This window comes from Schaalia sp. lx-260, assembly GCF_021083645.1.
GTDB lineage: Bacteria > Actinomycetota > Actinomycetes > Actinomycetales > Actinomycetaceae > Pauljensenia.
Genome location: NZ_JAJNRQ010000004.1, coordinates 218,695 through 243,397 on the forward strand (window position 1 = coordinate 218,695; position 24,703 = coordinate 243,397).

Consider the following 24,703-nt stretch of genomic DNA (forward strand, 5'->3'; position numbering starts at 1 on the left):
AAAGGGTATCTTTTTTCGTATCGTTGCCTAGCACGCGCGAGTGGCGGAATAGGCAGACGCGCACGGTTCAGGTCCGTGTTCCAGTGATGGAGTGGGGGTTCAACTCCCCCCTCGCGCACCATAGATTCCTGTGGATACATCATGTGTCCACAGGTTTTTACTTTTCGTACTCCACGCTCTGGGCTTATGCGCTTATATGCCATGCCGCCATATCCGAAGATCTACCACACTGCCATGAGCCTTCCAAGAGCCACTTTATCTGGCTATTTATCTGGCTATAGGACAATTTATGTGGGTGCTCATCTTTGACTAAAGGTAGGGTAGCGGAAGTGTATCTGTGTTTGAGGATTATCCTGCTGAATGTTTACTCATCAGGTCTTATGGTGATGTGTGATCCCTTGTAGCCGATTGTATTGACCTGTAACCTCAAAAGGAACCCCACCTGAAAGAGACTACGAACTGCAGTCTTTCAGGTGGGGTCACTGTTGTACACAGGAAAGTGGCGGTGTTACACGCAGCCGCTCACATTTAGTGTCCAGGCCAGCTGCGAATAGTGTTCAATACTTTCACACTACGACGATCCCAGATTCGTCCAGCCCACAGTAGGCCCAAGTGGGCAAAAAGGCATGTCCAGATGATTCCTGTGAGTACAACCATCCATGAGGGAAGGACACCAGTGTTTGACAAAATGTAAACCACAAGCACAGGTAATGAGGCGATAACTGAACCACAGAGTGTCGCCGTTTGGGTCAGCATTGTTGTCATGAAACTACCCGTACCACGAGCGGACATCGGTGAGGTCCCTGGCGGTTGCACGGGGTAAACCCATGCGGAACCGATTATTAACGTCACTACGGCAGCATCAATCAGCAGTGCCATCAGGAAAATCAGCAACACAAGTGTTTCCATGATTCCCAGTCCCTTGAAAAAGGCAATAGCAAGGGTACACACCACTAAAATCCCACTATTGAGAGGAAGCGAACCAAATAATCGACCGCGCCGTTCGTGTTTTCCTTTGATAGCTGAGGACACAGGAATCCAAAAAGCTGTGGAATCGTACTGGGTACTTGCCCCAATGGTTGCTCCGATTAGGACAGGTGCCATGTAGATAAAGAAGGTCCCGTGTGCGCTTGACATTCCTGGCAGTCGAGTCCACATGATACCCATGAAGAAGAATAGAGGAACCGTTATCACAGTAACGAGCAAGCGCGCATCACGTATCCAGTAACGAGCTGTACGTGCAGCCATAGAAGCGGTCGGCGCACTTAAACCACATATTTGCCACAGCTCTACTCGTGGCAGCGCATTTGGAACTTTTGCCGATGAGGTCGCCCTACCCGCAATCGGGTGTGCGAACTTTTTCTGCGCATGATGGGGGTCTATTTCTCTGCGACCTGCCGCGATTGCTTCCTGTGCTTTCTGGGAAACAGGACGCGCAAGGCCACTCATTGCACCGAAAATAACATGACTCCATCCCCAGAAACCACACGCATAGGTCACGAGAGCAATGAGGAGGCGCAGGCAGGCGAATAGGATATTTCCTTGCGCAAGCGAAGCTGGCACCCCCCAGATGGCACCGAAAGGTGTCCATCCCATGATTTCAGCACTCTGGATAAAGAAATCAGGATTGAAGTCTTGGACAATCCAGTTAATCCATACGCCCAGGGGAGTGAATACAAGCAAGAATATGATGGTGGCAATAGCTGTGCTCATGTCACGGCGTGTTGATGTTGCTTGTAAACGGACTCCTACCCATGTGGTAATTGCACTGGCCCATGTGAAAGCGGTAAGTAAAGCCAAGGGCAGGAGGAGGAGTGCTGCGATGGCGGACACCCATTGACCTGCAACTGCCCACCCGATTGCGGGCATGAAGAAAGCGAGGGTGGAAAAAATTCCTGGTACGCCGATACCTGTGGCAACGGATAGTCCGAAGGCGAATTTACGTGAGGGACCCAGGTAAGGTGCAAATTTTTTTGGGTCAAGGGTGTTGTCCATGCCAGAAAACATTGCTGGAACCAGCCACCACCCTAGGATAAAGATTCCACCGGCAAAGGTAAGCATTGGCATAATGATGTGTTCGTGGCCTGCGAGGATACCGAAAACTACACCCGCTCCTATCATGCTGAGAATACTCAAAGCGTAAAGGAGTCCAAGAATCGTCATCACCAAAACCCATGTTTGACGGGAAATGGTGTTCCACATAATTTTTGCTTTTAGGCGGATTAGTTGGCGAACCACGACAGCCCCTCATTGTTGCGACGGCCACCGACAAGTTCAGTGAAGCGGTCTTCAAGGGTAGAACCTGCGGCAACTTCATCAGTTGTGCCAGCAGCAATGACTTGACCGTGGTTGATAACGGCGACGTGTGAGCACAGGGATTGGACTGTATCCATTACGTGGCTGGAAAGGATGACGGTACCACCGCCAGAGACAAAACCGTTCAAGATTGTTTTGATATTTGCTGCAGAGACAGGGTCAACTGCTTCAAATGGTTCATCTAGGACGATAACTGAGGGGCCATGAATTAGCGCTGTTCCGAGTGCGATTTTCTTTGTCATGCCGGCGGAGTAGTCACCCACGAGTTTCGTTGCTGCCTCTGTGAGATCGAGGGCTTCAAGAAGTTCATTTGTGCGGTTACGCGCAGTTATTCGATCAAGTCCGCGCAGCATAGCAACATGTGTCAGAAGGTCAGCTCCTGAGAGTTTATCGAGGAGGCGCATCCCGTCAGGCATAACGCCAAGTAAGCGACGGGCTTGGATTGGGTCGTTCCACACATCAACACCGTGGACATGTGCGGTGCCTTGATCTGGGTGTAGCAGGCCTGTTGCCATGGTGAGTGTTGTTGTTTTTCCCGCTCCGTTTGGTCCTACGAATCCGTAGAATGCACCGGATGGTATATCAAGAGAAAGGTCAGATACAGCAACAAGATTGCCATATACTTTCACCAAATTTCTTAGGGCAAGTGCAATTCCTTGTGGACTATTCATGTATTTTCTCCATCCGGTAGTGCCATCTGGCAATGAAGTGATACCTAACTTAGGGTAACAGCTATACGTAGCTGCTTATTTTTTAATTTCAAATAGACGGCATTCGATTACAAAAAAAAACGCCTTTTATACTATAGCATTTATTTGTGATTTTTTACATGTCTGACGTCATTTAGTTACCATAGAATTCTCACCAAATATTTTCATTAACACCATTTATATATAGATCAATTTATATATAGGTCAATATTTCTCTTTGAAAATCTCAATCATTAATTGATACCTATGTCATTTTTCCTGTTTATTAATCCAATTACCTGAATTTTTTAACTCAAAGCGATATTGTTAAAGAGTAGTCTCTCATTTTCACAGTTAGACGGAGATTCCGCTCATACATGCGCAAATTGGGCCGGCTATCCCTCGTTCCACTCGGACGTGGGTCACTCCTCTATTTTTAGAGGGATTTACTGATTGGATTGTCTTCAATGGCTCGCGGTACCGTGAAATGGTTTAACGACGATAAAGGCTTTGGTTTCATCACCCCCGATGATGGCTCTGCTGATGTATTTGTCCACTATTCCAGCATTTCACAAGAAGCAGGGCGCAGAACCCTGCACGAAGAAGAAAAAGTGGAGTTTACTACCATCAATGGCCCGAAAGGGTTACAGGCAGAAAACGTTACTCGAATCGGCTGAAACTTTCACCGAATGAAAAATTCTGGAAATTTATACATGCATATTTCCTGAAACACACATGTAAAGACTCGTACATTTACTCCATATGTACGAGTCTTTCACATGAGCGCACATAATCACTCTGCAACCAGCCAAAATAAAACACCTATTTCACCTATAAATACACAGAAAAATCATCGACTCGATATCCAAACACCTGCCCACATTGTGTTTATGCCCTCAATATATTGATCCTGAGAAGCCGTAGGTGTTTTCACTCACAAGACTATGGTTTTTACACTCGCACTTGTTAAACTATTCCTTGCTTGTTCTGGCTGTTCCAGTTACTTTTAACTGTTCAGCTATCAACAGCATCTCATTGACACGCTGCCGTGCGGGGCGCGGTCAGTGCCTCGCGGCATTGACTACAGAAAGGGCCCTCCATGAGCCACATTGTTGATTCTCACCTCCAACCCGCTCCTTGGCAAGCAACTGCTGATGTAATCGCCATCGTTATCGCTACCCTCGTGCTGGTATTTTCCGCAGCCGTCGCAGCATTTGCCTCAGAATCTTTGGGTGCGTTAGTTATCTGCTCACTCGTCCTTGTCGCGCTGATTGGTATTACACCTCGCCTATACTCATACGCTCATCGCTCAGAAATCTAAAATGCTTTTTCGGGGTGCGCAAAGAAGCGTGCCCCCTGTTGGAAAACAAGCGCAGGTAAGGTTCCTGCGCTTTTCGTGTTTTATACGCTACGCTGCCGTGGTGACCCATTGCCCTGATACTTCCAACTTCTCTGCGCCTTCTTCAGATACTTCTGCCCAAAGAACGCTATACACACGCTCTCTTTTCCTTGCTTTTTCCTGCTACATACTCTGGGGATTTTTCCCTTTATTTTTCAGACTTCTACACCCTGCCCAGCCCTTAGAAGTCATTGTTCACCGCGCAGTATGGGGTTTATTTTTCTGCCTAGTGGCACTCACCCTCATGCATCATCTTCATCATTTACGCGAAGCCCTACGTGATCGCGGCACCGTATTGCGTTTAGCTGCCGCCGGGTTCCTCATTGTTATCAACTGGACGGTCTATGTTTACGCTGTGATGAGCGGTCACACAATTGATGCTGCACTCGGCTATTTCATCAATCCTTTAATGACCGTTGCCCTCGGCCTGTGCGTTCTGCATGAACGTATCACGCGCTTGCAAATGATCTCCCTATCATTAGGGATTATCGCAGTCGTAATTCTCATCGTTGGCTTAGGACGCTTACCTTGGATTGCCTTGGCCTTACCATTGAGTTTTTCCTTGTATTCACTGGTGAAAAAAGACGTCGCACATAAGGTGGGGCCGGTTGAAGGAATGGCTATTGAAACAGCTATCGTGTCGCCATTCCTTTTAATCTACCTTGCTTACTTAGCATGGAATCACTCCACCTCTTTTCACGTAATTACCGCAGGAAACAGCGATGTAGCATGGGGACTTCATCTGGCATTACTTATCAGTGCGGGAGCCATCACAATGATTCCACTCATCATGTACGCCACAGCAAGTCAGGGTCTGCCGCTGGGCACCATCGGTTTTATTCAATACGTGTCACCAGTTATGCAATTAGTCCTTGGAGTTTTTCTTTTCCATGAGGAAATGGAACCCATGCGCTGGGTCGCTACCGGCTTCATCTGGCTGGCGTTAATATTCCTCACCTTTGATTTAGCGATAGCAACTCGGCGAGCACGTAAACTCATCTGTAAACAACCCACTGCAACACCCTAAGAAACACAAGTTTCCTATCAGTGCGCAGGTTCTTCACGGCCTGTAAAGTTCGCAAACCGTGCCATATGCCCTTGGAATAAGGCGCGGATTGTCCCTGTTTCGCCATTACGGTGCTTAGCAACGATAATGTCAGCTTCCCCTGGCCTATCATCCTTGTTGTAATACTCAGGCCTGTGGAGCAGAAGGATAATATCCGCATCCTGTTCCAGTGATCCCGATTCACGCAAATCAGACATCATAGGTTTTTTGTCAGTACGAGCTTCAGGACCACGGTTGAGCTGTGCAACAGCCACCACAGGCGCATTAATTTCTTTCGACAAAAGCTTGAGATTACGTGAAAGCGCAGATACCTCTTGTTGACGCGACTCTACGTGACGTCCTGATGTCATGAGCTGAAGGTAGTCCACCACAACAAGACCTAAATTATGCTGCTGACTTAAACGGAAACACTTTGAACGTATCTCTGTAATTGTCATATTCGCTGAATCATCAACAAAAAGCGGTGCTTCAGCGATCTTTGCTGTCGTGTCAGAAACTTTGCGCCAATCCGTTTCAGTCATTTTTCCCGACAGCATTTTATGGAGGTGAACACCGGATTCGGCAGAAAGCATACGCATTGCGATTTCATTTTGACTCATTTCAAGCGAAAAAATCACACTGGTAATGCCGTGTTTAATTGATGCTGAACGACAAAAATCTAAAGCTAAAGTGGATTTACCCATTGCAGGTCGGGCCGCCACAATAACCATTTGCCCGCCCTGCAAACCTTGAGTCAAATTATCTAGGTCAGTAAATCCTGTAGGTACGCCACGCAGCTTACCCCTGTCTAATTCGATACGTTCAAGTTCGGTTAGCACATTGTCTGACAAAACAGACATAGGCACGTAGTCAGTTACTGAACGTCTTTCTGCAACAGCGTAGATTTCTGCCTGAGCACGATCAACAATTTCATCCACGTCACCCCCTGCATCGGCGTACCCTAACTGGACGACACGTGTTCCTGCTGACACAAGGCGACGTAAAATGGCGCGTTCGCTCACTATACGCGCGTAATATCCCGCATTTGCCGCGGTAGGTACTGAAGCGATGAGGGTATGAAGGTAGGCTGCGCCTCCCACACGTGTGAGTTCACCTCGGCGTTGAAGTTCACCTGAAACAGTGATGGCATCTGCAGGTTCGCCACGACTATTCAGATCAATAATCGTATTGTGGATAAGCTCATGTGCCGGCTCGTAATAGTCGGCTCCCGTAATTTCTTCAGCAACCTCGTTGATCGCCTCACGCGATAACATCATTGAGCCAAGAACAGATATCTCTGCATCTGTGTCATGTGGGGGAACCCGATCAAAAGTATCGCTACTCATGGTTTCTTTCCGTTGCTCAAGTGTTCTCTTTTATTAGTGCTGACATATATGAATAACACCTGCACTCCATCTTCATAGCACATCACAGTTGTGGATAAACCTGTGAATGAATGTGGACAGAGTGTGGATACATCGGCGTGTCACCCACATTCTTTCACGCCTTCCTCGTGCAGATATCTCTGAAAGGGTCGCTATAACGTGGATTTTCATTATTCAATGTCCACAAAGATATGCACAACCTGTGGATTGTCTTGGGGATAAATATTTTGCATATGATCTGCACCACTTAACAAACCTTCAAGCACCACTTGAAGGTTGCTTTCATCTGTTCTCTCGCAGCACTTCACAACATCAACAATTTCACTACCCAAGAAAGCGCCTCACCCACATGAAATACTCATACTCATGCCACGATCAACAGACCTGACCTCACGTGTCCTCACACTTGCTTTACCTGCATTGGCATCACTTATCGCAGAACCTCTTTTTACCCTCATTGACTCATCAATGATCGGGCACCTCGGAACTAATGAACTTGCAGGCCAAGCCGTCGCCTCACAAATCCTCATGACGGCAGTCACACTTTTCATTTTCCTGTCCTACTCCACAACATCACTATCTGCCCGAGCACTCGGCAGCGGCGACGACCGCAAAGCGATACGTTCAGGTATTGACGCAATCTGGCTGGCATGCGGACTTGGAATCATAACCACCGCATTATTGATCGTTTTAGGCCCAACTCTGACAGGACTTTTTCACACAACCCCTGAAGTAGCGCCACATGCACTGAGCTACCTATACTCCGCCGCTCCAGGCACAATCGGAATGTTCATTACTATGGCCGCCGTAGGCACATTTCGCGGTATGCAAGACACCCGCACGCCTATGGTTATCACACTGATAGGAACACTACTCAACATCCTCTTAAATGCGCTGTTCATATACGGTTTTGAATGGGGAGTCGCAGGCTCAGGAGCAGGAACAAGCCTTGCTCAAACAGCAATGGGCGCAATAATGGCAGGATTAGTGCTAAGGCACGCTCACACTCTCAACATTCCTCTTTCTGCCTCACGTTCAGGTTTATGGGGAGCAGTCCTTGAAGGAGCGCCCCTGATGGTTCGCGGCATGAGTTTACGGCTCGTCGGCTTACTTTTACTGTGGCCAGCAACAACACTGGGAACGAAGGCAGTGGCTTCATACCAGATCATTCTTTCCATATGGATATTCGCTTGTTTCTTGCTGGATGCTCTTGCCATCGCAGCGCAAACAATGGTTGGCATATCTGTTGGATCAAAAAACCAGTCCCAGCTACGCGAACTCCTGCATACACTCAACCTGTGGGGTTTATGGACAGGTGTCCTCATTGGAATCACTATTGCCATTACCTCACCGTGGCTGCCTTATCTTTTCACCAGTGACACAGCAATGTATTCCATCACTACATGGGGACTTATTGCTTCCGCTCTGGGAATGCCCATCGGCGGCGTTGTTTTCCTCCTCGACGGGGTCCTTATCGGTGCCGGAGAGGGACGTTTTATGGCGACGGCTTCTGTACTGCAGTTACTCATCACATTACCTGCACTTGCTGTAGTTAACTACCTGTGCACACAAGGGATAAGCCCCGAAAAAGGTGTGGCAGCTCTATGGATGGTCTACTGCGTTTTTTACATGGGTTCACGACTGTTCTGCAACGTGTGGCGCACATGGTATTCACCCCAACACGCCCTCGTAACACACTCATCATAGGAGCCATAGGAGTCATAAGAACGCCCTCCATTTTCCGCTATTTACGCCATTGAGCAAATCCCCCATCATCTCCACATCCGGCGCTGACACATATAGATAATTCACTTACACAACCACACTGACTACCTTCTGCACACCCTCATAGATATCGCTGAAAACACAAGGAAAATCACCTCTTATCCTTTGGCAAATAAGGCAAAATCACGCTAAGATGGTGGATTGGTTGTTCGTATCGGACCACTTCCTGTAGTTCGCATACGCAACCAGGTCATTGAGCACAATGCCAATGACACGCATGACCCTCCTGTCACGGAAAGTCCGTGACCGTATAGACCACAGGAGGTGGGTATTCACATGCGTAACTATGAACTGATGGTGATCGTTGATCCTACGGTTGACGAAAACACCGTCGCTCCGATGATGGATAAGTACCTGCAGCAGGTAACCGCCGCAGAAGGTTCCGTCGACAACGTTGATATTTGGGGCAAACGTCGTCTTGCCTACGACATCAACAAGCGTTCAGAGGGCATTTACGTTGTCGTCACCATGACAACAACCCCCGCTGTTGCTCAGGAAATCACCCGCCAGATGAGCATTAATGAAACCATCTTGCGGACCAAACTCCTGCGTCCCGACGCTCACTGAGCATCGCATCTCGCGTCCCTTTCTTTTCCATAACATCTAACTCACACCGAGGAGCCGACATATGGCCGGAGAAACCGTCATCACGATCATCGGCAACTTGACCAATGATCCTGAATTACGATTCACACAATCAGGAGCAGCGGTCGCCGACTTCACGGTGGCATCTACACCGCGATCTTTTGACCGTAACGCGAATGAATGGCGCGACGGCGACACCCTTTTCATGCGCTGCTCATGCTGGCGTGAAATGGCTGACAATGTTGCTGAATCCTTGCGTAAAGGAATGCGCGTCATCGTGACAGGTCGCCTCACACAACGCTCATATGAGACACGTGAAGGTGAACGTCGCACAGTTGTCGAACTTCAAGTTGATGAAGTTGGCCCATCACTTCGCCGCGCACAAGCAAAAGTTACTCGCACTGCCCCAGCAGGGGGACAAGGCGGATACAGCCAAGGTGGACCTGGCTACGGCCAAAGTGGACCTGCTCCTGCAAATGGTATGAACGGTTATGGTGCAGCCGGTGGTTATGGACAAGGTGGATATGGCGCACCTGCAGGTGGGTCGTCTGAAGATCCGTGGAACTCTGCGCACGGCGGAGCACCCACATCTTTCGATGATGCGCCTCCGTTCTAATCGCAGCCTACTCATCATCAATAGTCGCAGCGAAACGAACACATCTCATTAGAACGCTTGGGGTGAGTGGAACTCACCCAGACCCATGAGGAGAACATCATGGCGAAGCCTCAACTTCGCAATAAGCCCATTAAAAAGAAGGCCAACCCCTTAAAGTCGGCCCGAATTGCATCCATTGATTACAAGGACACCGCACTGCTACGCAAGTTCATTTCTGACCGTGGCAAGATCCGCGCTCGTCGCGTAACCGGTGTTTCCGTCCAAGAGCAGCGTCGCATTGCACGTGCTATTAAGAACGCACGCGAAATGGCTCTGCTTCCCTACTCGTCCTCCGGTCGCTGATCGGGACTGGGAAGGAAGGAAAAACATGGCTATCAAGCTCATCCTCACCCACGATGTTGACAAACTCGGATCTGCCGGCGATGTCGTTGAGGTAAAAGACGGTTACGCACGTAACTACCTTGTTCCTCGCGGCCTTGCTACACGCTGGTCCAAGGGCGCACAGAAGCAGATCGACCAAATGGCTGCTGCTCGTCGCAGGCGCGAAATTGCTTCCGTTGATGACGCACGTGCAGTTCGTGATGTCCTGCAGGCTGGTTTCGTTACAGTTTCCGGCAAGGTCGGTTCTCAGAACCGTCTTTTCGGTAGCGTTTCGACCGCCCAGATCGCGCAGGCTGTCAAGTCTGACCTTGGCCACACTGTCGATCATCGTCGCATCGTTGTTGCACGCCCAATTAAGGAAGTAGGCGAACACACCGTGGTCGTCAACCTCCACTCTGAGGTTTCTGCAAAGCTGAAAGTACGTGTTATTGCCGCTGCTCGCTGAGTAACTGTTAACACGCACATATATGTATGGGGGAAGTCCACATGACTTCCCCCATACGTGTACCTCACAACCCCATAAAGCTGGGTTACAAGCTAAAGACTCGTACTTTCCCTAGCCAAACACACAGTAATTCATTCAGAGTGTTTGCCTTCCCATATCGACGAAGCATTCGTTCCTTTACTCTCATCAACTATCAACCCGGTTGCGCCGTGTTTGTCGTTAATTTGACGGAGGAACTTGATACTTCATCTATACAGAAGCAGGAAAGACGAGTCTTTCACATTGTGGTGTCGCCAACCGCGTCCGCAAAAGCGGACGCGGTGCCAAAGATTACTAGCAATCAGCGGCGACGCGCAGCGGTAACTCCCCCTGCAGCACACAGCAACAGGGCAGCCGCAATGGCGGCGACACTACTATAGCCAGTAGACGCCAGTGCGGCCGATGCCTTAGATTTGACGGTACGCTTTGGTTCCTTAGCCTTGGCCTGGGTCTTTACGATCTGGTCAAGCTCCATCACAGCGCTCTCCACGCTATCGTCAACCTTCTGGTTAGCAGTAGCAGCGTCAATGGCGCCCATGACAGCATGGGAAACTTCGTCGATACGCTTCAGCAGTTCAGCTTTCTCATCGACGGAAAGATCCGTGCGATTCTCCACTGTCTCACGAGCCTTGGCAATAGCCTCATCAACTTTCTGCTTGGACTCGGGTTTCTTGACAGCCTTCAGCATCACGCCGAAGATCTCCTGCTTGCCAGCCTCAACAACGGCATCGGCTTCATCAGCCGAGGTCATACCGTCGATGGCCTCGTCAGCCTTTTGGCTTGCTTTCTTGATTTCCTCGATGGCGGCCTGCTTCTCTTCATCTGTAGCCTCGGTGGACTCATTCACCTTGTTCACCGCCATTTCAAGGGCTGCCGTAATGTCTTCATGTGCCTTATGTTGCGCGCTGAGCAGCTGAGCGTAAACGTCAAGCGCAGGAAGAATGGCACGCACGGCATCGCCCACGTAATAAGGATGGCCCTCAGCAAGGAAAGCCTTGCCGAAAGCGGCCACAGCCTCGTTCTTATACACTTCAGGGCTACCTACAACCGTTACGGACTTGCGAGCCTTCGCTGCCTTCTCGATCACGTGGTCGGTAATCCGATTCAGCTTCGCGTTCTGATCCTTTGCGTCATAAATAGCTTTCTTCTCATCATCGTTGGCCGCCTTGAAGTCGGCGGGTATCTTATCCCAGTAGGGAACGCCAGCAAGTCGCGGCTCGTACTCAGCGACGAACTTGTTCAGGAGGTCGATGTCGGCCTGAACGGCAGCCTTTTCAGGCGAATCAGGTAGACCTTCGATCAGCTTGGCAGCCTCCTTGGAATTCCACTTGCGCGCATCGAGGTTCGCCATCACGTTTATGGCCCAGACCGCGTCAATGCTTGTGGCCGCATCGATCAGGGCAGCGACCCTCTTGGTGCGGGGGTCCGACTCAACCGGGTACATGCCCGCCACAATCTCGTCAAGCTCAATAGCGCTAGCAGCCGCCTTCAGCTTATTGATGTTCTCGTCAGTCCATCCGCCAGCAGCGTTCAGGTACTTGCTCCTCAACGCCTCAAGGCGGTCAGTCACATAGGTTGCAAGCAGGCTGTCAGCCTGGGTCTTCAGCTTCGCTGCGTCGTCAGCCGAGGCACCCGCATTCTTGAAAGCATCTGCCGTCACCGCAGCCTGTGCCGCCTCGACCGTCGAGGTATCAACCTGGGTATCATCAGCCCAAGCCGCACCAATCGGCAGAGCCAAAGCGACCGTCAGAGCAACAGTGAATAGCTTCTCTCCCCATTTTGTCCTCATAATGTTCCTTTCTCGCAGCGACGATTCGACATGCCTCAGTGCTCATCGGTTTAAATCGGCTGACAAATAAAACTATTGGCACACTACACCTATGCCCCCCCCCCCGGCAACTTTGAAACAGAATTTATTTTATATTTTCATGTTTTATGTAGGGGAATCCGCGTATTCCGCACGGGCGCACATACCTTGCAAAACAGCGGCGCTCCTTGGATCCATGATTTTGCACAGCAGATCCTCGTAACGGCACGCACGATACTCATGCATAGGTTTCCACTGACATTTGCAGCTTCGCAACCGCACCAAATGCCATGCTCCCGTCACGTAGACGGCGCCCACCCCTTCAAATCAGGCCGATGTTGCGCCAAGCCCGCACAACTATCGAATACCTCATCGACCGTGACTTTCGTAACAGGATTACCTACGAAAAGCACACCAAAGAAACACGAATACCACACCAAAAAGATGCGAGACTTATGAGACTTAAACGTTCAGCAGTTATTTACCGTGAACGTCCCAATGAACCACTTGGTGGAACCGAGTCACCTTCTTCAATCCGCGGTGGCGCATTACTACCAGAATCGCCCTCCGTATCAGGACGAGATGGCGTTGTCCCCCTGTCAGGTTGAGTAGGCTCAGATGGCAGCGCCGGTGAATTATTATTTCGTGAATCTTGGCTATTCCCACCGTTACTTTGCTCTGAATCTGCTGAATCAGTGCTCATAGGTTCTTCAGGCACTACCCTCGTATTCTTTGGCGGAACATACCAGGAAAAATCTTGAACTGACAAGCTCGAACGGACTGCTTTCATATAGTTCAACCACACATCCGTTGGCCAAGTATCACCAAAATACCCTTGAATACCACCAATATTTGTCAAAGGTACAGAATTACCATTCTCGTCAGTTTGATATTGGGAAACAGCTGTCACTAATTCCGGAACAAAAGCAACAACTACCGCCGAAAGCTGATCTTCTGAAGTCCCTGTTTTACCTGCGGTTTTCAAACCAAGCTGAGCAGCCCCAATACGTGAAATTGTTCCTTGAGGACCCGTCACAGCCTCCAAAGCCGGCATAATTGAACTGACTTCATCCGTACTAAACACCTGATTACCACTGGTTGGTGCCACATATTTTTTATCGCCTTCGGCTGAATATACCTCACGCACAATATGCGGGGCGATCCGCTTTCCACCATTTGCGATCGTTGAAAATGCGCCAGCAATATCAACATTATGCGGCGCAGCAAAACCTAAAGTATTTAATAATGTTGCTTCTAAACCACTCGTATTTTCTGGAATACCTGCATCAACTGCGGCCTTTAACGTCGCTGAAGGACCAATCTTCTCATTCAGTTCAACAAAAGCCGTATTTGCCGAATACTGCAATGCTTCAACCAATGTGACTCGTCCCCACGAACGGTTGAAAGCATTATTCACCGGTGCAGCCAAACCGGGGAAACGACGACCACTCGTGCTGTCGTACATGTCGTACACAGACCCACCAGCACGCGCATTTGCCAGCAAAGCAAAGACCTTAAACGTTGATCCCGCCATAGCGATATCTTGTGTCGCAGCATTTTGTTGCCGTAACTGGTAATCATCACCCGCATATTCAGCAACAATCTCACCTGTGCGCGGATCAATGGATGTTAATGCTGTGTGCATCGTTGATTTGTCCCAGCCTCGCACATCAAACATTGACTGCGCGGCCGCCACAGCTGCCTCTTGACGAGCCTTATCAATAGTGGAAATAATTCTGAGTCCACCAGAATCAATATCATCCTGAGTGAAATTACCTGTCGCCAGTAATTCAGCGCGGATTTGCTGAATGAGGTAACCATTCGTTCCAGTAAATGCAGAGCTTTGAACATCTGCTTGTGAAATAGTTTCAGGAAAAATTTGCTGTTCGGCCTCGGCAGGCGAAATCCACCCGTCCTCAACCATTAAATTCAGTACACGTTTCCACCGACTGTGCGCTTGCACCATATCCACTTCAGGATCCCACGCTGATGGGGCAGGAATAATACCTGCAATCATCGCCGACTCTGAAAGGGTGAGTTCTTTTGCTGAGTGCCCGAAAAATGCTTGTGTTGCCGCTTCTATACCGTAAGCACCACGGCCAAAGTAAATGGTATTAAGGTAATTTCCTAAAATTTCATCTTTACTTTGTTCACGATTAATTTTGATTGCAAGAACTGCTTCTTTGAGTTTTCCGAGGTAGCTTGTTGTTTCTCCGACGTAATAGCGTTCCACGTATTGTTGAGTAAGGGTAGAACCGCCTTGACGTGTCCCTGTTGTAATATTCGTAACTAGTGCTCGCAGTATCCCTTTAATATCTATACCGCTATTTGTGTAAAATGTGCGATCTTCTGAGGAAACGATTGCCTTTGACACGTAATCCGGTAAAGAACTCGTATCAATAATCTGTCTATTGACTTCCGATAAAGTCCCTATTTCATTTTCGCCATCTTGGTAGTAAACCTTCGTGGTTTGAGCTAAAGCAAATTCATCTGGGACAGGAACCGATGTCCTCAAATAGAGGAAAAGGAAAGTCCCTGCCCCTAAGAAAAAGAGAGCAAAAAGGCCGCACACGATGCCTAAACCTATACGTTTTGCCCAGTTTGGTTTTTTCTGCGCTTTTTTCTTTCCTTTATGAGGCACCGCAGTTTTTACCGGTGCCGTAGGTGGTGTGGCGCTATTTCTGATACTTCGACGAGTAGGGGCTTGCGGCGTACTCGATCGTGATGAGGATGTTTTTCTCTCACGTGGAGCCGCGCTAGCTGTGCCGGTCACACCTGTTTTCTTTGCTCTTTCACGCGCAGCTGCAGCTCGTGAAGGAAGGCGAGAGGATCTATCACCTGAGGCAGATGAATCTGAGCGTGTACGCGGCTTATTCGTATGATCGTTCGTGGGCACGTCATGCCTTTCGTCGGAAATACTCACTTCCAGACTAAAGCCACCAGCTCATTATTGCCGAAATTAATGCCCAATTAACAGGAAAATTCTGCGTATCCACACATACATATGTGCTATTTATTCAGTGTTTTCGTCGGATAAATCCTGTGTCACAGACCTATGCGAGTGTTTACGAGCACGTTTGGCTGCTGCTTGTGCTTCCCAGTGTGCCTGCTGTTTTTGGTATTCAGCAGCAATTTCACGTACGTCCTCTGATTCCCACCAGCGCAGAAGCTCCTCACGAGCTGCTTCTTGACCTAACGGACCGCGTTCCATACGCAACGACAGCAGATAATCTAAAGCCATTTTGACAGCTTTCGAGGGCCGAATCCCTAGGATCTGCATGACTTGGCCGCCGTCCAGATCTGGGCGAATTGCGTCCAAGGCTTCTTTTTCACGTAAAGCAGCAATACGTTCTTCGAGGTCATCATAGGCCTGCGACAAAAATTGGGCTTTCCTGCGGTTACGTGTCGTACAGTCTGCACGGGTAAGTCTGTGGAGGCGTTCAAGGAGGTCCCCCGCATCTGTCACGTACCGTCGAACAGCGGAATCAGTCCACGCTGATTCACCGTACCCATGAAAACGCAAGTGCAAAGCAACCAGACTGGAGACAGCCTCTGTTGTTGCTTTGTCGAAACGTAATGCTTTCATACGTTTACGTGTCATTTTTGCGCCGACAATTTCATGGTGATGGAAAGACACTGAACCATCTGATTCAAAGCGTCGCGTATCAGGTTTACCTACATCGTGCATAAGTGCCGCGAAACGCAAAATGAAATCTGGAGCCGGCACAGCACCATCAGCCCCTGTTTCTAAAGCAATAGCTTGATCGACAACGGTCAATGTGTGCTCATATACGTCTTTATGGCGGCGGTGTTCATCTGTTGTTTCACGTAGAGCAGCCACTTCAGGTAGGACAATATCGGCAACCCCTGTATGAACCATTAGTTCGAGGCCGCGGCGCGGATGCTCAGAGATGATGAGACGTTCAAGTTCTGCTCGGATTCGTTCAGCCGAAACAATACTTAATCTGTGCGCCATATTTTCCATAGCGCACATCACGTCATAATCAACGTCGATCGCTAATTGTGCAGCGAAACGTGCGGCTCGCATAATGCGCAAAGGGTCATCGTCAAAAGATTGTTCTGCGCTCACAGGTGTACGCAAGCGCCCATAAGCCAGATCGACCAGTCCATCATGTGGATCAACTAAAACCATATCCGGTAATCGCATGGCCATGGCGTTCACTGTAAAGTCACGCCGAGTCAGGTCACCTTCGAGTGTGTCGCCATATGTGACCTCTGGTTTGCGTGATCCTACTTCGTAGGCCTCTGTCCGATATGTTGTGATCTCAACGATCAGCTGTCCTTTACGGGCACCGATTGTGCCGAATTCTTTGCCGACATCCCAGGTTGCATCTGCCCAGCGGCTGAGGATTTCTTCTGTCCGTTCAGGACGAGCATTTGTTGCAAGGTCAAAATCGTGGGGTATTTTCCCTAAAAAGGCGTCACGAACAGGCCCGCCAACGAGGGCGATTTCTGCGCCTGCTTCAGTGAATACTTGGCCGAGTTCACGTATATGTGAAGGAATCCCCGCAAAAGCCTGTGTCGCATTTGCCATCAGTGCAGCAATACTGCGCTCGTTTGTCTTATCCACAGGGTTCCTTTCCAATGCAGGGTAATGCGCATGTGACGCTACCTTATACAACAGCACGTACTATACGTGTGTATCTGATGACATGCTGATTTTTCATCCCTGTTTTGTGAAATTGTGTATGCGCTTTGTTATGCGCTGTTCACGTATCGAAAAGACAAAAAGTGAGGCACCTAAATTTTTAGCGCAGTTTTCATGAAAACCTGCTATATTTCAACCTTTAATGCACGCTGTGTGATTTCTCAACTGACGATTCATGCGACTGTGCGCATTACCTGTTACCTGAGCGTGGTGACTGCAACTAGAGTGGAGATATGCCTACCCGTCCTATTGATCGTCGCATAGGGGTTCCTCAACCCCCGCGCCGTCATACCTCGGTGCAGGCAGCTTCCTCTCGGCATGCAGATCTGCCTGTTGCTTCTGAAACATCCGCCGGTGGAATTGTGGTGGATGTGCGTGACGGAATCCCTTACGCAGCGCTTATTGCACGACGAAATCGGACAGGTCGTATTGAGTGGTGCCTGCCCAAGGGACATTTAGAATACGGTGAAAGTGTCGAGGAAGCCGCATTACGAGAAGTCTATGAAGAAACAGGTATCCACGGTCAGATCGTGTGCCCTCTTGCTTCTATTGATTACTGGTTTTCCAGCCCGGATCATCGTATCCATAAAATAGTGCATCATTTCCTTATGGCCTACCGCAGTGGAAAAATTTCAGTAGATGGTGACCCTGACCATGAAGCTGAAGAAGCCACATGGATGCCTCTGAAAGAAGTCAGTCGCTATTTGGCTTATCCAAATGAACGTCGTATTGTCAGCATTGCTCTTGATTTGCTGTATCGGAATATCTCATGAGTGCCGCGTTGAAAAGAAAACTCACTGCGCTTACCTGCCTGATATGCGTAATTGTTACGGTGTGTTTTCCTTTTCATCAGGGAAAAGCTGAAATCATAGATGACTCAAGGGCGTCATTCCCGCAATTACTTGGCAGCGGGGAGGATCATAGTCGAGGTTTAGCCCTCAGTATTGATAACATACTCCCACGTGTAGTCACCTCAGCGGATCAAGTAAAACTCTCTGGCACTATAACAAATAAGTCACAGAGTCACATCACGGCTGTGCGTTTCATTGTTTTAACACAAACTGGCCCAATGTCCACTGTAACTGATATTTCTTCATATCTATCAGCTCAAAGCCCCGCCGGATATATCGCATGGCAAGAGAACCAAACTATCTCCTTAGAACCCGGACAATCTACCTCGTATTCCATTCACGTTCCCGCACCTTACTTCAGCCTTGAATCACCAAATGACTGGGGACCACGCGGCATTTCTGTCGCCGCATATTCAGGAGAACTTTCTGGCTCCGACCGCACTTTAATGATCTGGGATTCTGGAACAGATATCGACCCTGTAAAAGTCTCTTACCTGCTTCCTTGGACATCACAACTCACAACACGGTCAGAAGATGGGACACCCGCTCATTCACTCCCACTCTTACGTTCACGCTTACTGTCATTGACACAAATTCCTGGCGCAACACTAGCAATAGACCCTTCCGTTATTCCCACACATACGCAGCGCAGACCTCAAATATCACCGGACACTTCCACCCCCTCAGGGGAAGCAGCAGCGTCATCATCATATTTTTCTCTCACACCTGAGCAACGCACATTCTGGTCACAACTATTGCAACGCAACTCATCATTTATTGCATTACCTCCCTATGATGCTGACATGGGCTTACCTGCAGCCACCACATCTGAAACCCTATGGTCGCTCATACGTGAAAGCACATCAGACCTATCACATTCTCTAGAAAATATTGCACACACCGTCAATACCCCTGAATCAGCATCACAGCACACGTCTCAAACCAACGAAACTCCCTCCACTGCGCCACAATCCACTAACGCACAATCCGACAGGAAAAATCCTGCTGACACTGAACCTGAAAGCACTCAGCCAAACACATCCCAATCAGGATCCACCCCTACAACACAAAAATCTTTTATCGCACTGCCCCACATCATCACTGATGTGGCCTGGTCCCCCACATCCTTCGCCCTACCTTTGACGCAACGCATGGCAAAAGGAACCACCATTGCTCCGCGCGGTGATTTACGTTCAGATACAGAACTCATTGGCGCTTCACGTGTGGAAATCACACCATCTGGGACAACATCAACACAAACACCTTCAACAGATACAAGCACTGTACTCACATCAATAAGTGATGTCGTTGACCTCATGGCCTGGACACCTGACACAACAGAACACGCATGCGATCAAAAGCAAGTCATCACAGCAATTACCGCGCTTATCGCTCGGCAAAACAATCCGACAGAAAAAACTCTATTCATACCTTTTGATCGTGACACAGTACTTGATCCTGAACTTATTGATCGTCTAACCGTTATGGGATCACAACGCTGGGTCAATCCTATTTCTTTCGACGACATGCGAAACACTTCGCCATCTTCTCTTGCACGTCCCGTAGTTCCTGAAACCCCTCCCTCAACACACAAACTCACTACGACCACCACAATCGGCCAAAGCGTTGAACACGCTTCCACAATTTTTCGCGCACTCGAAGATTCCACATCAGCATGGAACATGCTCAAAGGCCCCGTTCTTTCCGCTTTCACACCTACACTCTCTGATTCGTCACAAGCCACTCAAAGCCTTGTCCTGTCACAAAAAGTAAATAAATGGGCATCTGCCATCTCCGTCGAATCTTCCACAACGATCAACCTCATCAATAAGAAAGCCTCATTCCCCATTGTTGTGCGCAACAACCTGCCGTGGGCTGTGCAACTGAAAGTGACCCTGACTCCTTCAGATCCTCGATTGCATGTACTTTCGGATACGTTAGTCACCGTCCCCTCTCAGGCAGCAGCAACCGCAGAAGTCCCTGTTGAAGCCATCGGTTCAGGAAATATTTCCGTCACATACATTGTGAGTACTCCCGAAGGAGTGGTCCTCAATAATGCGACACATGCAACTGTGCGAATGCGAGCATCATGGGAGGATGCAGCCACAGCGGTCATAGCCACTCTTTTCGCCCTACTTTTTGTCGTCGGCCTCATACGAACTATTAAACGACGCAGAAAGTCCGCACAACCTGCAGACACTCACGACGAATCACCGCAGACATCAGATTGCTTGTGCTTGACTTCTGCACAGGACACCTCAGAATCAGGCGTAGCACAAGGAAATCATGAACAAAGTAACGGAGAAAACTTATGACTGATACGTCGTCTGACAAGGACACGCCACGAGTAAAAAATTCTCTTTTACGTGACAGTGCTGTAATGGCTTCAGGGACTTTCATTTCCCGCATACTTGGCTTCATTCGTAATGCGCTCCTCCTCATTGTTATTGGCAGTGCCGCAGGTGGTGTTAACGCAGCCTTTCAAACAGCAAATACCCTGCCAAATACGATCTATAACATCCTTGCCTCCGGTGTTTTTGATGCAATTCTGGTTCCCCATATCGTTTCAGCGTTAAAAAAACGTTCCGGTGATGTCTATGTCAATCGGCTATTAACGCTGGCGGGAACTGTACTTTTCGGTCTTAGTGTCGTCGCATTACTTATCGCACCGCTCCTCGTTATCATCACCGCAGCGGGATACGACACTGAGATCCGATCTTTAGCTATCGCTTTTTCTCTTTTATGCCTACCGCAGATCTTCTTTTACGGCGTGTATAACCTACTAGGTGAACTCCTCAATGCACGCGGTGTTTTTGGTCCGTATATGTGGTCACCTGTTGTCAATAATCTCGTGGCAATTGCAGGGCTTCTGGCTTTCCTTGGTTTGTGGGGTTCTTCTCCTGAGCGTTTCAATGTTGCTGACTTTAGCTCGGCCCAATTTTGGCTACTTGGCGGCTCAGCAACTTTAGGTGTCATCCTTCAAGCCTTGCTCCTGTTGTGGCCTATGAAGAAAGCAGGGATTCATTTCCGGCCAGATTTCCATTTCCGAGGTACTTCTTTTGGTAAAGCTTCCTTTGTAGCAAAGTGGACTTTTGCTACATTAGCTGTCAGCCATATCGGAATATTATCGTCAAATAACTTGGCTGCACTGGCTGATACGTGGGGGCACACACATGCGATACCAATTGTTGGAGTCAGCGCCGCAGCAACCGCCTTCATGGTTTTCATGCTGCCACATTCACTGATTACTGTCTCCTTGACAACAGCAGTTTTCACTCGAATCGCCACCGCAGCCAGCGAAAAAAATAATGCATCTGTTGCACGACACTATGATTCTGGAGTTCGTACAACAATTGTCCTCATGATGCTGTGCACAGCCATTGGCATCGTCGCCGCTGTCCCACTCATGCAAAGCGTGATGCTCACTCATACAAACACCGAAATAGTGCGCTCATATGCATGGGTCCTCATTGCTTTCATGCCCGGTCTGACTTCACTGGGTATTACGATGCTCAGCCAACGTGTCTTTTTTGCATATGAGGATGCTCGGCCCGTGTTCTTCATGGGTATTATCCCGACACTCCTTCAAGTCATTGTTGGATGGAGCCTGTACGCATTGACCGGAGCACAATGGTGGGTCATATGCGCAGCTTTCGCAGAATCATGTTGCCGAGTAACCCAAGGTTTTATTGCAATGAGCTGGGTTAAGAAACGTAATCCCCACGTGCGTTTACGCGAATTACACCGGTTATTTTTTGTTTCTGCCCTGTGCGCTCTGGCATGTATCGTTGTTGGTTTTGCTCTGATCTTCCTCATGGGGATTGACACCGTTGTTTCTTCTTCGATACTGCGCCTGTTGATTTCCTTAGTGAAGATCCTCGTCATCGCACTATGTCTAACAGTCCTATACGTTGTCCTTTTGCGTTTTGCCTTACCCCATGAATATGCGCGTTTAATAGGTCCATTCCTCAAGCATTTGCCTGTTCCAGCCGTTATTGCTTCATTCTTAGGCGCACCTGCAACCGCGGGTAACAAAACATCTGATAACTCAAAAATGCTACCTGCCCCATCGGTCTTGAGGATTCTTCCCTCATTCGTTGCTTCCTTTGCTTTGTGGAAAACTCGCGCAGACAAAGAAGCAGCCCCTTCTGATCCTCTTCAGTTCCATGAAAAAGAATCTTCAGATCCTGACCATGAGGCACATGATTTCAGTACGTCCACCACATTTCGTTCACATTTCCTCCGCAAAATCCACATATCCGAGGATGCTGATAGCGTCGATACCGTGAGGATTACTCCTACACAAGCAGACACGCATCCTGTGCTTGTGGAAAAACCCGGACACGCCTCTGCACGTACTCTTTCTTCCTCATCAGCGCATATATTTTCAAATTTCGATCGCATAGTAGCGCCAAAGAAAGAGTCTGCTACAGATTCGCTTTCTTCATCTTCACCTCATACCGCACATCCTTCAAAGGAAACCGCGCACCCTTCATATTTCAACCCAACAAAACCCACCCTCATCATCGTTATTGTTACTTTGCTCGTAAGCATGTTGTGGGCAGTAATGACAGCTTTTGCACCGGTGAAATCTGTAGATGGTGATGACTTCCTTTCACCTCGTGCCGCTTTTCCAACACCGACAGAAACTCCTTCATCCGATGAGGCATCCGAATCTGCGCAATCATCAGGAAGCGCCACTCCCACACCTGTTATTGATTCAGCCACAGTATTTTCATGGAATGGAAGCGGTGACTTTGAGGAAGACGCACACCTGCTCATTGATGGGGATTCGCAGACTCGTTGGCATTCACGGTATTACGAGCTGAATAATTTCCCTGAAAACGACACCGTGACATTGCTTTTCACCCTGAAAGAACCTACCAGTCTTTCTGAAGTCACAATGAGCATGGATCCGTCCACCACGGGCGGTGAAGTGATTTTACGTGCGGTAACCCCAACTTCTCCTCGTGAAGGTACTCTATTAGCTTCTTCATCTATGGGTCCGACAACCGTTTTAACCGCTGAAAGTCCCGTAGAAACACAAGCTTTTTCCTTGTCATTCCGAAAAATGCCTACATCTGTCGATGGTTTACCGTGGGCATGGGTAGGTGAAGTTACTGTGAAGTAAAAGGAAGCGCACGCTTTCTTCACGCAAAACAGCCCTCTAACATCCGGACATATGAACCTATGTCTGCAGCATGAGTGCTGATCTTCCTTACTCAGATCTCTGCTCGTAAGAGTTATGCGCATATAGTCGGGGGTGGGCATTTCGCTGTTACTCTTTCCTGCTGACAGGTTTTCCGGCGGCGCGATTGAGGGTTTGACTCACTCCCCTACGGATAGGGGAAATCCCAAAGTTGGGCATAATTACATATAAGTCACATGCGGCAGGTTACAACAGGAAGAAAGTAGCTAAGGACTGATACATTGGCCGCACGCATAGGAAATACGCGGATCAATTGTGTGGACTTTCCCTGTTCTCGCAGGTAAGTGTGCTCTGTTGATCCACTCAGCTAATGAATGACTTTGGAGGTCCATATGACTGACACGCCTACTATTCATGATGTTGTGATCGTGGGTTCTGGGCCAGCCGGTTATACGGCAGCTATTTACACTGCCCGCGCAGGTCTACGTCCTGTCGTTGTTGCTGGAGCTATTTCTGCTGGTGGTGCTTTAATGACTACCACTGAGGTTGAAAATTTCCCAGGTTTTCCTGATGGAATTCTTGGACCTGATCTGATGGATAATATGCGTGAGCAGGCCGAAAAATTTGGTGCAGATATTCGTTATGAGGATGCTTCTGCCCTGAATCTGGCAGGTGACATTAAAACGATCACGCTTGACGATGAGGTTCTTCATACTCGTGCAGTCATCCTTGCGACAGGTTCGGAGTATCGAAAACTTGATGTTCCTGGGGAGCAGGAGTTATCTGGTCGCGGGGTTTCTTACTGTGCGACATGTGATGGCTTCTTTTTCCGTGACAAGGAACTCATCGTTGTAGGTGGCGGTGATTCTGCAATGGAGGAGGCCACTTTCTTAACGAAATTTGCTTCTAAGGTCACTGTTGTTCATCGTCGCGATCAGTTGCGTGCATCTCGGGCGATGATTGATCGTGCTGAGGCTGATCCGAAAATTGAATTTGTGTGGAATAGTGTCGTCAGCGAAGTGTTGGGAAGTGACTCTGTGACGGGAGTTCGTTTGACATCCACCGTTGATGGTTCGTCATCTGAATTGTCATGTGATGGTGTCTTTGTTGCTATTGGTCACCTGCCGCGTACTGATCGCTTGGCCGGTCAAGTCACTTTAGATGATGCTGGCTATATTGTTGTTGACGAGCCTTCCACTCTAACCGGTGTTCCTGGTGTTTTTGCGTGTGGTGACGTTGTTGACCACACTTACCGGCAGGCCATTACTGCGGCGGCTTCTGGTTGCCGCGCGGCCATTGATGCGGAGCATTGGCTGGCTTCTGTACGGTAGATACCTCTTAATATTCGCAGTGAACAGGTATGCCACTTATCCTCATGCACGTCCCCTATGTGGCTGATGTCGCATTCTTATCGGACGAGTGGCACACTTGTCATTGGTCTTTTATTTGCCAAGAGCAACCTAGCCTGTCTGTGTGAATCACATTGTGCAGCGGTAAGGTTCCTCGTATGAGATACACGAGATAGAAGGACGGTGCTGTGAG

General features: G+C 48.8%; 19 protein-coding genes and 1 tRNA gene. 13 read left to right on the forward strand and 7 right to left on the reverse strand.

Features of this window, described 5'->3' with window-relative positions; translation table 11 throughout:
- The first annotated feature begins 34 nt into the window (after positions 1 to 34).
- Positions 35 to 121 (forward strand) — tRNA-Leu (locus LRP57_RS06510).
- Positions 122 to 528: 407 nt separating this feature from the next.
- Here the strand turns inward: LRP57_RS06510 and LRP57_RS06515 are convergent.
- Together LRP57_RS06515 and LRP57_RS06520 are read right to left on the reverse strand one after the other, a co-directional pair.
- A complete protein-coding gene (locus tag LRP57_RS06515) occupies positions 529 to 2,238 on the reverse strand; it encodes a hypothetical protein (RefSeq protein WP_231205720.1) in 1,710 nt (569 codons plus the stop codon).
- Positions 2,223 to 2,987, reverse strand: a complete 765-nt coding sequence (locus tag LRP57_RS06520) for an ABC transporter ATP-binding protein (RefSeq protein WP_231205721.1) — start codon at positions 2,985 to 2,987, stop codon at positions 2,223 to 2,225. The genes LRP57_RS06515 and LRP57_RS06520 overlap by 16 nt, the downstream gene beginning before the upstream one ends.
- A gap of 485 nt (positions 2,988 to 3,472) precedes the next feature.
- On the opposite strand from LRP57_RS06520, the gene LRP57_RS06525 reads away from it, so the two are divergent.
- From LRP57_RS06525 to rarD, 3 genes are all read left to right on the forward strand, one after another.
- Positions 3,473 to 3,682 (forward strand): cold-shock protein, encoded by a 210-nt coding sequence (locus LRP57_RS06525; RefSeq protein WP_231205722.1) that lies wholly within the window; start codon positions 3,473 to 3,475, stop codon positions 3,680 to 3,682.
- A gap of 422 nt (positions 3,683 to 4,104) precedes the next feature.
- Entirely contained in the window at positions 4,105 to 4,326 is a 222-nt protein-coding gene (locus tag LRP57_RS06530) for a hypothetical protein (protein ID WP_231205723.1), read from the forward strand.
- A 100-nt stretch (positions 4,327 to 4,426) separates the two neighbouring features.
- Positions 4,427 to 5,431 (forward strand): EamA family transporter RarD, encoded by a 1,005-nt coding sequence (rarD, locus tag LRP57_RS06535; protein WP_442984713.1) that lies wholly within the window; start codon positions 4,427 to 4,429, stop codon positions 5,429 to 5,431.
- Positions 5,432 to 5,448: 17 nt separating this feature from the next.
- Here rarD and dnaB read toward each other — a convergent pair whose 3' ends face one another.
- Both dnaB and LRP57_RS06545 read right to left on the reverse strand, forming a co-directional pair.
- Positions 5,449 to 6,795: a replicative DNA helicase gene (gene dnaB / locus LRP57_RS06540; RefSeq protein WP_231205724.1), complete on the reverse strand. Its 1,347-nt coding sequence runs from the start codon at positions 6,793 to 6,795 to the stop codon at positions 5,449 to 5,451.
- A gap of 209 nt (positions 6,796 to 7,004) precedes the next feature.
- Positions 7,005 to 7,166 (reverse strand): hypothetical protein, encoded by a 162-nt coding sequence (locus LRP57_RS06545; RefSeq protein ID WP_231205725.1) that lies wholly within the window; start codon positions 7,164 to 7,166, stop codon positions 7,005 to 7,007.
- A 34-nt stretch (positions 7,167 to 7,200) separates the two neighbouring features.
- Here LRP57_RS06545 and LRP57_RS06550 point away from each other — a divergent pair, with 34 nt between their 5' ends.
- From LRP57_RS06550 to rplI, 5 genes are all read left to right on the forward strand, one after another.
- On the forward strand, positions 7,201 to 8,541 hold the full coding sequence (locus LRP57_RS06550; protein WP_231205726.1) for an MATE family efflux transporter: 1,341 nt from the start codon (positions 7,201 to 7,203) through the stop codon (positions 8,539 to 8,541).
- A 354-nt stretch (positions 8,542 to 8,895) separates the two neighbouring features.
- Positions 8,896 to 9,186 (forward strand): 30S ribosomal protein S6, encoded by a 291-nt coding sequence (gene rpsF, locus LRP57_RS06555; RefSeq protein ID WP_231205727.1) that lies wholly within the window; start codon positions 8,896 to 8,898, stop codon positions 9,184 to 9,186.
- A gap of 61 nt (positions 9,187 to 9,247) precedes the next feature.
- Positions 9,248 to 9,820 carry a single-stranded DNA-binding protein gene (locus LRP57_RS06560; protein WP_231205728.1) on the forward strand — a complete coding sequence of 191 codons (573 nt, stop codon included), beginning with the start codon at positions 9,248 to 9,250 and terminating at the stop codon, positions 9,818 to 9,820.
- Positions 9,821 to 9,919: 99 nt separating this feature from the next.
- Positions 9,920 to 10,162 (forward strand): 30S ribosomal protein S18, encoded by a 243-nt coding sequence (gene rpsR, locus LRP57_RS06565; RefSeq protein WP_231205729.1) that lies wholly within the window; start codon positions 9,920 to 9,922, stop codon positions 10,160 to 10,162.
- A gap of 25 nt (positions 10,163 to 10,187) precedes the next feature.
- Complete coding sequence (rplI, locus tag LRP57_RS06570; RefSeq protein WP_231205730.1) at positions 10,188 to 10,646, forward strand: 50S ribosomal protein L9; 459 nt, start codon at positions 10,188 to 10,190, stop codon at positions 10,644 to 10,646.
- 340 nt (positions 10,647 to 10,986) lie between these two features.
- On the opposite strand, the gene LRP57_RS06575 is transcribed toward rplI, so the two are convergent.
- From LRP57_RS06575 to LRP57_RS06585, 3 genes are all read right to left on the reverse strand, one after another.
- Positions 10,987 to 12,474, reverse strand: coding sequence for a DUF1542 domain-containing protein (locus tag LRP57_RS06575; RefSeq protein ID WP_231205731.1), 1,488 nt, complete (start codon positions 12,472 to 12,474; stop codon positions 10,987 to 10,989).
- 499 nt (positions 12,475 to 12,973) lie between these two features.
- Positions 12,974 to 15,388 (reverse strand): transglycosylase domain-containing protein, encoded by a 2,415-nt coding sequence (locus LRP57_RS06580; protein ID WP_231205732.1) that lies wholly within the window; start codon positions 15,386 to 15,388, stop codon positions 12,974 to 12,976.
- A 117-nt stretch (positions 15,389 to 15,505) separates the two neighbouring features.
- Positions 15,506 to 17,047: a CCA tRNA nucleotidyltransferase gene (locus LRP57_RS06585; protein WP_231205797.1), complete on the reverse strand. Its 1,542-nt coding sequence runs from the start codon at positions 17,045 to 17,047 to the stop codon at positions 15,506 to 15,508.
- 347 nt (positions 17,048 to 17,394) lie between these two features.
- Between LRP57_RS06585 and LRP57_RS06590 the strand changes: the two genes are divergently transcribed.
- From LRP57_RS06590 to trxB, 4 genes are all read left to right on the forward strand, one after another.
- Complete coding sequence (locus LRP57_RS06590) at positions 17,395 to 17,934, forward strand: NUDIX hydrolase (RefSeq protein ID WP_231205733.1); 540 nt, start codon at positions 17,395 to 17,397, stop codon at positions 17,932 to 17,934.
- On the forward strand, positions 17,931 to 20,327 hold the full coding sequence (locus tag LRP57_RS06595; RefSeq protein ID WP_231205734.1) for a DUF6049 family protein: 2,397 nt from the start codon (positions 17,931 to 17,933) through the stop codon (positions 20,325 to 20,327). Before LRP57_RS06590 ends, LRP57_RS06595 begins: the two co-directional genes overlap by 4 nt.
- A complete protein-coding gene (gene murJ / locus LRP57_RS06600) occupies positions 20,324 to 23,143 on the forward strand; it encodes a murein biosynthesis integral membrane protein MurJ (protein ID WP_231205735.1) in 2,820 nt (939 codons plus the stop codon). Before LRP57_RS06595 ends, murJ begins: the two co-directional genes overlap by 4 nt.
- Positions 23,144 to 23,553: 410 nt before the next feature.
- On the forward strand, positions 23,554 to 24,492 hold the full coding sequence (gene trxB / locus LRP57_RS06605) for a thioredoxin-disulfide reductase (protein WP_331274744.1): 939 nt from the start codon (positions 23,554 to 23,556) through the stop codon (positions 24,490 to 24,492).
- Positions 24,493 to 24,703 lie beyond the last annotated feature (211 nt).